The sequence below is a fragment of the Magnetococcales bacterium genome (assembly GCA_015228815.1).
Classification (GTDB): Bacteria; Pseudomonadota; Magnetococcia; order Magnetococcales; family UBA8363; genus UBA8363.
The window spans coordinates 1-13041 of record JADGCV010000021.1 but is presented as its reverse complement, the minus strand read 5'-3'; the positions used below and the strand labels follow the sequence as shown (position 1 = coordinate 13041).

General features: G+C 56.8%; 7 protein-coding genes and 1 CRISPR repeat array. All 7 genes read left to right on the top strand.

Annotation, left to right across the window (positions count from 1 at the left end):
• Nucleotides 1–18: 18 nt before the first annotated feature.
• The 7 genes from cas3 to cas2 are packed head-to-tail and all read left to right on the top strand — an operon-like array spanning nucleotide 19 to nucleotide 7808.
• Nucleotides 19–2262, top strand: coding sequence for a CRISPR-associated helicase Cas3' (cas3, locus tag HQL76_10120; GenBank protein ID MBF0109521.1), 2244 nt, complete (start codon nucleotides 19–21; stop codon nucleotides 2260–2262).
• A 33-nt stretch (nucleotides 2263–2295) separates the two neighbouring features.
• Nucleotides 2296–3042, top strand: coding sequence for a type I-C CRISPR-associated protein Cas5 (gene cas5c, locus HQL76_10115; GenBank protein ID MBF0109520.1), 747 nt, complete (start codon nucleotides 2296–2298; stop codon nucleotides 3040–3042).
• Complete coding sequence (gene cas8c / locus HQL76_10110; GenBank protein MBF0109519.1) at nucleotides 3039–4850, top strand: type I-C CRISPR-associated protein Cas8c/Csd1; 1812 nt, start codon at nucleotides 3039–3041, stop codon at nucleotides 4848–4850. The genes cas5c and cas8c overlap by 4 nt, the downstream gene beginning before the upstream one ends.
• Nucleotides 4847–5800 (top strand): type I-C CRISPR-associated protein Cas7/Csd2, encoded by a 954-nt coding sequence (gene cas7c / locus HQL76_10105; GenBank protein ID MBF0109518.1) that lies wholly within the window; start codon nucleotides 4847–4849, stop codon nucleotides 5798–5800. Before cas8c ends, cas7c begins: the two co-directional genes overlap by 4 nt.
• Before the next feature lie 4 nt (nucleotides 5801–5804).
• The gene (gene cas4 / locus HQL76_10100; GenBank protein MBF0109517.1) at nucleotides 5805–6476 is read left to right on the top strand and encodes a CRISPR-associated protein Cas4; all 672 of its coding nucleotides are present in this window, start codon (nucleotides 5805–5807) and stop codon (nucleotides 6474–6476) included.
• Nucleotides 6473–7507 (top strand): type I-C CRISPR-associated endonuclease Cas1, encoded by a 1035-nt coding sequence (gene cas1c / locus HQL76_10095; GenBank protein ID MBF0109516.1) that lies wholly within the window; start codon nucleotides 6473–6475, stop codon nucleotides 7505–7507. Before cas4 ends, cas1c begins: the two co-directional genes overlap by 4 nt.
• Before the next feature lie 10 nt (nucleotides 7508–7517).
• The gene (gene cas2, locus HQL76_10090) at nucleotides 7518–7808 is read left to right on the top strand and encodes a CRISPR-associated endonuclease Cas2 (GenBank protein ID MBF0109515.1); all 291 of its coding nucleotides are present in this window, start codon (nucleotides 7518–7520) and stop codon (nucleotides 7806–7808) included.
• A gap of 175 nt (nucleotides 7809–7983) precedes the next feature.
• Nucleotides 7984–12947: direct repeats of the CRISPR family, unit length 32 nt; unit sequence GTCGCCCCCCGTGCGGGGGCGCGGATTGAAAC.
• Between the last annotated feature and the right edge of the window lie 94 nt (nucleotides 12948–13041).

The following is a 13041-nucleotide window of genomic DNA, read 5'->3' as shown; positions in this document are numbered from 1 at the left end:
AGATATATAGACGACCCCTTGTGGGAACATCCCCATGGACACGCCAACCAGGTCGAAGCCATGACGGCAGTGTTTGCGGAACGGATGTTTCCGGAACACAGGACCGAACTGCGAACTTTTGCCCGTAAAATTGGCGGTATTGCCGGACGATGGCATGACCTGGGCAAATTCACTCAGGCCTTTCAAACCTACCTGCACAGGGCAACCGATCCGGACTGTCATGCCTCGGACCTGGGACGAGTCGATCATTCCACTGCCGGGGCACACTATGCGGTGGAGATGCTTGGACCTCTGGGACTGATTCTGGCCTATGTTGTCGCCGGTCATCATGCGGGTCTTGCGGATTGGGATTCTCAATCTTCGGAATCGGCCCTCAAATACAGGTTGCGCAAAACCATCGATCAGGAATGGCGATCATGTGCCCCTGGCGAAGTTCTTAAGATCATGCAATTTTCCGCAAAATCTTTTCCCCTGCCACGGGATGGATTTGCTGCGGCATTGTTCATTCGCATGCTTTTTTCCTGTCTTACCGATGCCGATTTCCTGGCCACGGAACGCTTCATGTCTCCCGACAAGGCAGCGCAACGTCCCAGCGAAGGACCGGGGATGGCGCGATTGTCGAAGACTCTTGATGAATGGCTGGCGGCGAGGTTTCCGGAGGCAGAAACCCAGGTACATCGCCATCGTCATGATGTTCTCCGCGCCTGCCGTGCCAGAGCGGAAGACGAAACGGGATTCTTTTCCCTGACCGTTCCCACCGGTGGCGGAAAAACATTTTCCTCACTTTCGTTTGCCCTTCGTCATGCCGCCCACCATGACTTGCGCCGGGTCATCTATGTCATTCCCTTTACCAGCATCATCGAACAAACCGCTGATCGGTTTCGGGAGGCATTGGCCGCTTTGGGACCTGAAATCGTCTTGGAACATCATGCCAACCTGGATGTGGACGATCCAAAGACACAACATACCCGTTTATCCGCGGAAAACTGGGACGCACCCGTAATCGTGACCACGAATGTTCAGTTTTTTGAATCGCTGTTCGCCCATCGTCCCGGGCGTTGCCGCAAACTGCATCGCATCGCCGGCTCGGTGATCATCCTCGACGAGTCCCAGTCCCTGCCCGTCACCTTGTTGCGACCCGCGCTCGAAGTTCTGAAAGAATTGACTGCCCGCTATGGGTGCTCGGTGGTTTCCTGCACCGCGACCCAACCCGCCCTGGGACGGCGTTCCGATTTTCCCATTGGCCTGGTGGACATGCGGGAACTTGTTTCCAACCCTGAAACATTGTTCACCGCCCTCAAAAGGGTTCAGGTCCATTATTGCACGCAACCGGTGACGGACCACGATCTGGCTGGACAACTGGCTGGCGTCAAACAGGGGATGATCATTGTCAATACCCGCCGTCATGCCCGGGAATTGTTCGATGTCCTGGACAAGGTTTCCGATCATTGCCTGCATCTGAGTGCCCGCATGTGTCCCCAGCATCGAACCACCGTCTTGAATGAAATTCGAGCGCGGCTCAAAGCAGAACAGGAGTGCCGGGTGGTTTCCACCCAATTGGTGGAAGCAGGGGTCGATCTGGATTTTCCCGTGATCTGGCGCGCCATGGCTTCCCTCCCTTCCTTGGTGCAGGCCGCGGGGCGATGCAATCGCGAAGGCCGTGCCAGAACCGGCAACCTGTTCATCTTCGTACCGCATGAAAAACAACACATCCCGGCAGGAGAACAACGGAAAACCGCGGATTTGACCCGTGAAATCATCGAACTGCCCCAATATGGCAACGACCCTCTTGGTTTGAAGGCCATCGACCATTATTTTCGCCTCCATTATTGGAATGCTCAGGGCACTCATGACTGGGACAAGGGAGACATCATGCAACTGTTCAAACTGGGCAGTTGCCCGGAATCCCTGTTTCCCTTCCAATTCAAAACCGCTGCCGAACGTTTTCGCCTTATTGACGACGGACAACGTCCGATCATCATCCCCTGGGATGATCGGTCAGAAACTCTTGTGGAAACATTGAGAAAGATTCAAAAACCTGCCAGGGAATTCATTGCGAAGGCCAGTCGCACGTTACAACGTTATATTGTCACCGTTCCCGAGTGGGAGTTCGCCCAGATGATTCAACATGCGATGATCGACCCGGAACCGTTGCACGGTCGGTTTTTCATTCTGACGCATCCGGGACATGACTATGACGCATTTACAGGTTTGAAAAATAGTGTCAAGGGACCCATCGATCCGGCGCGATTGATCGGTTAGGGAAAACAACTGGAAGAAGGAGGCATCCAGGCCATGAATTATGGAGTGCAACTGGTTGTCTGGGGCGATTATGCCTGTTGGACGCGACCGGAAATGAAGGTGGAGCGGGTTTCCTACGATGTCATGACGCCATCCGGGGCCCGGGGTATTCTGGAGGCGATCTACTGGAAGCCGCAGATGCGTTGGGTTGTGGACCGCATCCGGGTTTTGCGTCCGATCCGTTTCACCAACATACGCCGCAACGAAGTGGGGGATCCACACAAGGTTTCCATCCCCAAGATCAAACAGGCCATGGGGGGTGGCAAGGTTCACCTGGGAATTACTATTGAAGACAATCGCCAGCAGCGGGCAGGGTTGATCTTGACGGATGTTCGTTACGGCATCGAAGCGCACATTGAAGTGCTGGATCCACGGGAACGCAACGGCGATCTTTCTGCCGAACCGGTCGCCAAACACCTGGATACGGCACGCCGACGGTTGCAACAGGGATCCTGTTTTCATCGTCCCTACCTGGGATGCCGGGAGTTTTCTGCCCACGTTCGTCCGGCACAACCGGGAGAATTCGAAGCCTGGACCAATGAATTGCCCGAGGAATTAAAAGGTTCGAAAGATCTGGGCTTCATGCTTCACGACCTGGTCCATGACGCACGGAAGGATCAGGGATGGCGGCATTGCTGCACCGAACGGTGCGTCCCACGATTTTTCCGTGCCCACATGGTGGATGGTGTCATCGATCTGGCCGCATGCCTGGCGACCCCCTGCCAGGAGTACGGACGATGATTCTGCAATCCTTGTATCATCTTTATGACCGGCTGGCCCGCGAACCGGAATATGGGGTGGCCGAACCGGGGTTCAGCCAGCAAAAATTGACTTTTTCCGTCATCCTGACCGAGGACGGAACACTGAACTCCATCCAGGATGAGCGTGAAGAGATCACGATTCCCTTGAAAAATGGCAAAAGCAAACAGGCCATGACCGCAAAACCGCGGATTGTTCCGGGACAGGCCAAACCATCCGGCAGCGGCATTCATCCCGGTTTTCTCTGGAACAATGCAACATATCTTCTGGGTTATGACACCAAGGACAAACCGGAACGGACCCGGGCCTGTTTCGCGGCGTTTCGCAAACACCATCTGGAACTTGAACAACAGATTGCCGATCCGGGATTTTCCGCCGTCTGTCGCTTTCTGGAATCCTGGAGTCCCGAACGTGGCGTTGACTTTCCTCATCTGGCGGAATTGAACACCGGTTTTGGCGTCTTTCGACTCCAGGGGGCGCTGGAATATGTTCACGACCGCCCGATCATTCAGGCATGGTGGCGCCGAAATCTGCCGGGATCGGTTCCTGAAGAGGGCGACAAGGAAAATGTCCGGGGGATGTGTCTGATCAGCGGTTTGCCCGATCAGTCCATGGCGCGCCTGCACGAACCCAAAATCAAGGGGGTCCACGGAACCCAGTCTGCCGGGGCCCCCCTGGTTTCGTTCAACGACGAAACCTTCACCTCCTATGCCAAGGAACAAAGTTTCAACGCACCGGTGTCACAACATGCGGCCTTTCGCTACTGCACGGCCATCAATGCCCTTCTGGATGGACCGCGAAAGGGACGGCATCGTTTTTCCCTGGCAGGAGACACGGTGGCCCTGTGGACAGGACAGAAAACCGTTAGCGAAGATCTGCTGGCCGGTTTCTTTACCGATGGCGCGGGAGGAAACCGACAAGATGACGCACAGGATGTCGAGACCCTTCGTCATATGGAAGGGTTTCTGATGGCCCTGCGGCATGGCAGCGGCAATTTGAACGTCATCGGAGACGACCCGATGACCCCGTTCTACCTGTTGGGACTCTCACCCAACGCCGGACGCATGTCTGTCCGTTTTTGGAACGTTTCGACGCTTGGCTCTTTCATAGAGTGTCTTCGCGACCATTATTCCGCACTGAAAATTGCGGTACAGCACGGTCCTGACAGCAAACATCCTGACCCCGAGTTCATTCCCGTCTGGAGAATCTTGCGGGAAACCGTGCGTGATACAAAGGATATTCCTCCCTTGTTGGGCGGCGCCCTGTTGCGTGCCATTCTTGGAGGAGGTCCCTATCCCAACGCTCTGGCCGCCGCCCTGATCCGCCGCATTCGTGCCGATCGTGTGATCAATTATTGTCGTGCGGCCATGCTGAAGGCTTGGCTGACTCGATCCGCTCATTACCAAGGAGAACCACCTGTGAGTCTCGATTCCGAACGTACCGAACCCTCTTACCGCATGGGACGTCTCTTTGCCGCCCTGGAAAAAACCCAGGAAGAGGCCCTTCCCGGGATCAATGCCACCATACGCGACCGTTTCTTTGGCGCCGCTTCCGCCACGCCGGGAGCGGTCATGCCAAGGTTGTTGCGAACCTATCAACACCACCTGGCCAAATTGAATCCTGGCGCCAAAATCAATCGTGAACGATTGATCCAGGAAATCATGAACGGTATCGACAAGATACCAAAAAGTTTGTCTCTTGAGGAACAGGGAGCCTTTGCCATCGGCTATTACCATCAACGTCAATCATTTTTTACCCGCAATGAAGCGAAACAAGGGAGCAATGAATGAATAACAGATATGATTTCATCTATCTTTTCGACGTCCGCGACGGCAATCCCAACGGTGATCCGGACGCTGGCAATCTGCCCCGAGTGGATGCCGAAACCGGTCATGGACTGGTGACCGATGTCTGTCTCAAACGCAAAATTCGCAACTATGTCCAGCTGTCCCATGGTATCGATCACAGTCAGGGTGGGAAAGAAAATCCCCAGGGATATGAAATCTATGTACGTGAAAAGGCCATTTTGAACCAGCAACATGAACGGGCCTATATCGCCTGCGGGTTTCCTCTGGAGGGCGAGAAGGGAAAACGCAAGGGTGGTGGTGACGATGTCGAAAAGGCCAAAAGATGGATGTGCGGGAACTTTTATGATGTACGCGCTTTTGGAGCGGTCATGACCACCGGAGTCAACTGCGGTCAAGTACGTGGTCCGGTGCAATTCACCTTCGGACGGAGCATCGATCCGGTCATCACTGCGGAACACAGCATCACCCGTATGGCGGTCACCACCAAGGAAGAGGCAGAAAAGCAAGGTGGCGACAACCGTACCATGGGACGAAAATTCACCATTCCCTATGGTTTGTATCGGACCCATGGATTTGTCAGTGCTCCCCTGGCGGCGCAGACAGGTTTTTCCGATGCCGACGTCGAATTGCTCTGGCAATCCCTGGAAGAAATGTTCGAGCATGATCGCTCGGCGGCGCGCGGTGAAATGACACCTCGGGCACTACTGATCTTTCGGCACGAGACCCCCATGGGCAACGCGCCTGCCCATGTGTTGTTTGACCGTGTGACGGTGGTGGCGAATCCGGAACGTTTGGCTGCCGACAGACCGTCTCGTTCCTTCTCCGACTATCAGATTCTTCTGGATGGCAAGCCTTTGGAGGAAAAAATCCATGTCGGCGACCGTCTGCAGGTCACCGAGAATGGCAAGGTGACCTTGGTGCGTCGGTTGTAGATCCATGGGCAGCAATGATGAAATGGGAACGAATGTTCCCATTTCAGCCCTGCAACATTTTCTGTTTTGCCCGCGCCAATGTGCATTGATCCATCTGGAGCGGCTTTGGGCTGAAAATCGTTGGACGGCGGAAGGTGGCGTACTTCACGAACGTGTCCATGAACAAACGGTGGAACGCCGTCCCGGCGTCATCCTCCGTCACGGCATGCCTGTGTTCTCGGAAAAGTTGGGAATCGGTGGCCAATGTGATTGCGTCGAATGGATACCATTGGGACGGTCGCGACGTGGACCTTGGAGTGCCGTGATTCCCATCGAATACAAACGGGGGCGGCCAAAGGTTCATGAGGCCGATACGGTACAACTTTGCGCCCAGGTTTTGTGTTTGGAGGAGATGCTGGGAATTTCCATCACCGAGGGGACGCTTTTTTATGGCGAGACCCGGCATCGCCTTCCGGTAACCATTTCCGCCGAATTGCGTAACACCACCCTTGTTGCCATCAATGGGGTCAAAAAACTCTTTTTCGAAGGGGTGACCCCACCGGAGCGGTATCTTGCCAAACGTTGTCGTGCCTGTTCGCTGTTGGAATTGTGTCTTCCCCGTCGGGAGGGGCGAGAGGAACAGGCTTCTCTTTGGTTTCGGAAGGGTTTGCGTCACATGTTGGATCATGACCCATGACACACTATCTGAACACTCTGTTTGTCACTCGTGAGGGATCGTGGCTTGGCAAGTCGGGAGAGACCGTCGAAGTTCGATTGAATGGGGAAGTGTTACTGCGTGCTCCCCTGCACAATCTCGATGGAATCCTCTGCCTGGGATGGGATATTTCGGCATCTTCGCATCTTATGGCTGCCTGCGCCGAATCGGGGGTAACCTTGTCTTTCTGCACCCCCCATGGTCGTTTTCTGGCGGCTGTCAGTGGGTTTACTCCGGGAAATGTCTTGCTTCGGCGAGAGCAATATCGTCGTGCCGATCGGAGTGACGCTTCGTTGCTCATTGCGCGACAGTTCATCCTTGCCAAAATCGCAAATTCCCGATCTTCATTGCAACGGACGCTGCGAGATCGTCCGAATGGATTGGGGAATGATCACATCCAGGACGCCGTCAAGCTTCTGAAACAATCCGTTGGCAGTGCCGAGCGTACAGAAGATCGGGAATCACTGATCGGAATCGAGGGAGATGCGGCTGTCGTTTATTTTGGGGCTTTTTCCCATATGTTGACGACAGAGGATCCCACCCTTGTTTTGAATGGACGCAACCGTCGTCCACCACGTGATCCGGTCAACGCATTGCTATCATTCTCCTACTCCCTCCTCGCCCATGACTGTCGTTCTGCCCTGGAGGCTTGTGGATTGGACGCCGCCGTAGGATTTCTACATAGGGATCGACCCGGTCGTCCCTCCCTGGCACTCGATTTGATGGAAGAGTTTCGCCCTTTTCTGGCAGATCGATTGGTTCTCGGACTGTTCAATCGCAAACAGATAACCGCCAACGATTTTGACCACCATGAAAACGGAGCCGTTTTGCTCAAAGATGAGGCTCGTAAAAAGGTTCTGGTCGCCTGGCAGGAACGCAAGCGCGAATCACTGACGCATCCATTTCTCAATGAAAAAATGGAAGTCGGTCTCTTGCCACACATTCAGGCCCGGCTTCTTGCCCGTCATCTCCGTGGTGATTTGGACCTCTATCCCGCCTTCCTCTGGAAATAGGAAACACAAAATGTATTTGCTTATCGCCTACGATGTCTCCACTTCAGATGTTGGCGGCCAACGACGCCTACGACACGTGGCAAAAAAGTGTCTCGACTACGGACAACGTGTCCAAAACTCTGTTTTTGAGTGCAAAGTAGACCCAGCTCAGTATGTGACACTGAAAAATGACCTGACAAAATTGATCAATCCCAAAAAAGACAGCCTCCGTTTCTATAATCTTGGTAATAACTGGGAATCTCGCGTTGAGCATATTGGTGCAAAACCCTCATTCAATATTGAGGGTCCTCTGATCGTATAAGCATGACTCGTCGCGAACCATTAGCGTACATATTGCACATCATCTTTATGTTTATCGTATCTGATTGATAATAAATAATAAGGAAAAATTTTCGCTACAACAATCACCTCATTATCAAGGGTTCGCGCAAATAGCCTTGAAATGTTTTTCATTCCATTGTAGTTACAATGGAGCAGTCGCCCCCCGTGCGGGGGCGCGGATTGAAACTTTTGTTTTTTTATCAAATGTCGCGCCAGGAAGGTCGCCCCCCGTGCGGGGGCGCGGATTGAAACAGGATTGACCTGCCGCCGTGACGCGGCAGGGAGAGTCGCCCCCCGTGCGGGGGCGCGGATTGAAACCTCTATCATATCTGAGAGAGACAATAAATGACTAGTCGCCCCCCGTGCGGGGGCGCGGATTGAAACCTCTTGCGGGAAGGCTCTCCGCGGTCGGAGAACGTCGCCCCCCGTGCGGGGGCGCGGATTGAAACGCAGAATTTACCCCGACATTAACCGCAACATGTAGTCGCCCCCCGTGCGGGGGCGCGGATTGAAACCTTTGCTTTTGCCCTTTCAGCCTCTCCTTCGATGGTCGCCCCCCGTGCGGGGGCGCGGATTGAAACACGTCTGTCCTGGCAACGACGCCAACATCAATGGTCGCCCCCCGTGCGGGGGCGCGGATTGAAACCTCGTCCACCCGGACGACGTCCTGCCCCAGGCGGTCGCCCCCCGTGCGGGGGCGCGGATTGAAACGCAAGATCCAAAAAAAGAAAATAAAGTAATGGAGTCGCCCCCCGTGCGGGGGCGCGGATTGAAACCCACTCTTGGTGAGAAAAGACCACACTCACCCTGGTCGCCCCCCGTGCGGGGGCGCGGATTGAAACCGCTTCCTCACGACTATTGATACGATTTAAGGCAGTCGCCCCCCGTGCGGGGGCGCGGATTGAAACATTTACCTCGAATTGGATCCGGGTCGGCCTGGATGTCGCCCCCCGTGCGGGGGCGCGGATTGAAACTACGGCAGCGGCACGTTGACCTGTCACTCCTATCGTCGCCCCCCGTGCGGGGGCGCGGATTGAAACAGTTTGTCACCACCGGCAAGGCGGACTGGAAAAGGTCGCCCCCCGTGCGGGGGCGCGGATTGAAACCCTCAGCGAACCTCCTTTCGGCCAGCTTGGCCAGGTCGCCCCCCGTGCGGGGGCGCGGATTGAAACGCCATCGTAGGTGACGGCCTTGGCGAGACCCTTGTCGCCCCCCGTGCGGGGGCGCGGATTGAAACAAATGTCGTGACCGGTCTTGGCGGCAATCCCGCCGTCGCCCCCCGTGCGGGGGCGCGGATTGAAACCGTCGCGGACCTTGAACGGACTGCCCGGTCCTAGTCGCCCCCCGTGCGGGGGCGCGGATTGAAACCTGTAAAGAGATACTGGCGTATTCAAATAACTGGTCGCCCCCCGTGCGGGGGCGCGGATTGAAACTCCCATGGCACCCGGATTTGCCCGCCACGGCATGTCGCCCCCCGTGCGGGGGCGCGGATTGAAACTTGGATGATCAATCGTACTTGCCAGTCGATCGGTCGTCGCCCCCCGTGCGGGGGCGCGGATTGAAACGCCAGGATAAGCTGTACCTATGCGCCAGCTCGTGTCGCCCCCCGTGCGGGGGCGCGGATTGAAACATATCAAAACATTGCGTCAATGTGATCAAAGATTGTCGCCCCCCGTGCGGGGGCGCGGATTGAAACGTAAACACGCAGGTCGCTTGCCGCAATCTGCTTGTCGCCCCCCGTGCGGGGGCGCGGATTGAAACGCCAGGCACAGCGCGCCACATGGCGCGATCCAAAGTCGCCCCCCGTGCGGGGGCGCGGATTGAAACGTGATCGGCAAGATCCCCCTCGCCCCATGGGAAAGTCGCCCCCCGTGCGGGGGCGCGGATTGAAACGAGAGCATGGAAGCGGTAATGGAAGCAGCAACGGGTCGCCCCCCGTGCGGGGGCGCGGATTGAAACCCACCCACGGTGGCGTCCTCCCTACGGTTGGACGGTCGCCCCCCGTGCGGGGGCGCGGATTGAAACTTGCAACAGAGGGCCGATTTGGTATCAAGGTCTAGTCGCCCCCCGTGCGGGGGCGCGGATTGAAACAACAAGACCGGGGGAAGTGCTCCTTGATCTCTGGTCGCCCCCCGTGCGGGGGCGCGGATTGAAACGCAAGGGTATTGATCACAGCCAAGACCTTACGGGTCGCCCCCCGTGCGGGGGCGCGGATTGAAACAGGTGGAGGCAAAAAAACGGATGGCCCTGGAAGCGTCGCCCCCCGTGCGGGGGCGCGGATTGAAACCTATATATTTGTCTCTCAGAAGGCCGCCGAATCGTCGCCCCCCGTGCGGGGGCGCGGATTGAAACAGATCATTAAGACTGAAGGGATTCGCGTACCGATGTCGCCCCCCGTGCGGGGGCGCGGATTGAAACACTAATTGTGCGGCCCTGGCGGCAGTCCAGGCGGTCGCCCCCCGTGCGGGGGCGCGGATTGAAACGCCTTTGCATCCAAGAATGGATGCATAAGCGAAAAGTCGCCCCCCGTGCGGGGGCGCGGATTGAAACAATTGAAGTTGAGCATTAATCATCCTTGCTGGAGTCGCCCCCCGTGCGGGGGCGCGGATTGAAACTTTTGCACGCAATATAACATTTTGCGTACCATAAGTCGCCCCCCGTGCGGGGGCGCGGATTGAAACTTACATGATTATTTGATGCAAAATGATGGGATTAGTCGCCCCCCGTGCGGGGGCGCGGATTGAAACCCCCCCCGCCACCTCATTTCCACCCAACGGTGTGTCGCCCCCCGTGCGGGGGCGCGGATTGAAACTCAGTATCATACCGCTTCCCGTTGATAACAGCTTGTCGCCCCCCGTGCGGGGGCGCGGATTGAAACATTTTCGGTCGAATCCAAGTAACGTTTTTGAACGGTCGCCCCCCGTGCGGGGGCGCGGATTGAAACACCTGGATATGGTGATGCAAATGACTTTTTTGTGGTCGCCCCCCGTGCGGGGGCGCGGATTGAAACGAGGTAAGTGAGCATGATAATTTGCAAGATGTCGTCGCCCCCCGTGCGGGGGCGCGGATTGAAACTCCTCCCTGGTGACGGTGTGATCTCGAAGGGGGGTCGCCCCCCGTGCGGGGGCGCGGATTGAAACACGTCATGGCATGGACGACCAACGATGGCGAAGAGTCGCCCCCCGTGCGGGGGCGCGGATTGAAACTTGCGAAAATATAATAAACTGGAAGGAAACAATCGTCGCCCCCCGTGCGGGGGCGCGGATTGAAACCGCTTCGATATGAACGGCCAGCCGCGGCTCATGGTCGCCCCCCGTGCGGGGGCGCGGATTGAAACGCCTGTCTGGCTGGATAGGTATTAGCTGGACGGGTCGCCCCCCGTGCGGGGGCGCGGATTGAAACGTCTCAACGTTGAAATCATCAAGAGTAGCTTGAGTCGCCCCCCGTGCGGGGGCGCGGATTGAAACTTATTGGGACGCCAGAGCAATTGAACAATTCTAGTCGCCCCCCGTGCGGGGGCGCGGATTGAAACTGTCCGCCAGTGATACGATAACGGAGTCCATTGAGTCGCCCCCCGTGCGGGGGCGCGGATTGAAACCGTTGTATGTCGAATCCTCCATGAATTGACTAATGTCGCCCCCCGTGCGGGGGCGCGGATTGAAACAAGTGATGTACTGGGCCAGTCCATAAATCCCTCGTCGCCCCCCGTGCGGGGGCGCGGATTGAAACCATTTTTTGTCGTCCAAGCCAATCCCGTCCGACGTCGCCCCCCGTGCGGGGGCGCGGATTGAAACGTCTGATGTCGTATCAGAGGCTGTCCGCCGCAAGGGTCGCCCCCCGTGCGGGGGCGCGGATTGAAACTGCACGGTACAGGAGCATTTTTGTACCGACCTGGTCGCCCCCCGTGCGGGGGCGCGGATTGAAACACTCCAAACACCATTACATCAATTACATCGCTCGTCGCCCCCCGTGCGGGGGCGCGGATTGAAACGACGCCAATTTGAGGTTGAAAATTGAGTCGAAGGTCGCCCCCCGTGCGGGGGCGCGGATTGAAACGTAAAGGCGGAAGATGGAGCATCCGCCTTGATCAGTCGCCCCCCGTGCGGGGGCGCGGATTGAAACTTTCCATTTGATCGACAAAGTCAGCATATTGCTGGTCGCCCCCCGTGCGGGGGCGCGGATTGAAACATGTACCATGCTTCGCCATCCGTCGATGAATAAAGTCGCCCCCCGTGCGGGGGCGCGGATTGAAACCTCCCAGACACAGCTTGGGCCACCATCATGGACACGTCGCCCCCCGTGCGGGGGCGCGGATTGAAACAATCCCATTCTGGTCGATGATTTTATGAGAATAGGTCGCCCCCCGTGCGGGGGCGCGGATTGAAACTCTGTAGTCATTTATTGTCTCCCTCAGATATGATGTCGCCCCCCGTGCGGGGGCGCGGATTGAAACACGCAAATAAAGACATATTGTCGCGCCAAGAAGGCGGTCGCCCCCCGTGCGGGGGCGCGGATTGAAACCCGCATGATGATTTGCAAGTAGTCATCATGCTCGTCGCCCCCCGTGCGGGGGCGCGGATTGAAACATTGTGCCATGGCACACAAAAACGTCCTGTACCGGTCGCCCCCCGTGCGGGGGCGCGGATTGAAACATGAGCCGCTGCACATCCTCGGCCTTGGTGCTATGTCGCCCCCCGTGCGGGGGCGCGGATTGAAACCAGGACGAACGATTGTCCAGAAACGACCTGCGCAGTCGCCCCCCGTGCGGGGGCGCGGATTGAAACAACTCCTGACGGGACTACCAAGAAAGAGTAATCAAGTCGCCCCCCGTGCGGGGGCGCGGATTGAAACTGCATTTCTCGTTTTGCTGATTCCGACGAGCCAGTTGCGTCGCCCCCCGTGCGGGGGCGCGGATTGAAACTGCCCTATCCGCCACCGTGACGAGCAAAAAAGAGGTCGCCCCCCGTGCGGGGGCGCGGATTGAAACTATAATTTCCGCAAGTGGTAACTTTTCGAAAATGGTCGCCCCCCGTGCGGGGGCGCGGATTGAAACAACTTTTGTTGACGAAAACAAATAATCCGTATAAGTCGCCCCCCGTGCGGGGGCGCGGATTGAAACGACATACCCAGAGTATGTAAACCGCAACCATCACGGGACACGTAGTTTTCGGGCTTCAAATGTGGCATGATCGGCATGTAACTTTCCTTAATTT

Bases quoted from the DNA above. Each gene is read 5' to 3' on its own strand.
- cas5c (MBF0109520.1), top strand. From the start codon at position 2,296: ATGAATTATGGAGTGCAACTGGTTGTCTGGGGCGATTATGCCTGTTGG.
- cas8c (MBF0109519.1), top strand. From the start codon at position 3,039: ATGATTCTGCAATCCTTGTATCATCTTTATGACCGGCTGGCCCGCGAA.
- cas7c (MBF0109518.1), top strand. From the start codon at position 4,847: ATGAATAACAGATATGATTTCATCTATCTTTTCGACGTCCGCGACGGC.
- cas4 (MBF0109517.1), top strand. From the start codon at position 5,805: ATGGGCAGCAATGATGAAATGGGAACGAATGTTCCCATTTCAGCCCTG.
- cas1c (MBF0109516.1), top strand. From the start codon at position 6,473: ATGACACACTATCTGAACACTCTGTTTGTCACTCGTGAGGGATCGTGG.
- cas2 (MBF0109515.1), top strand. From the start codon at position 7,518: ATGTATTTGCTTATCGCCTACGATGTCTCCACTTCAGATGTTGGCGGC.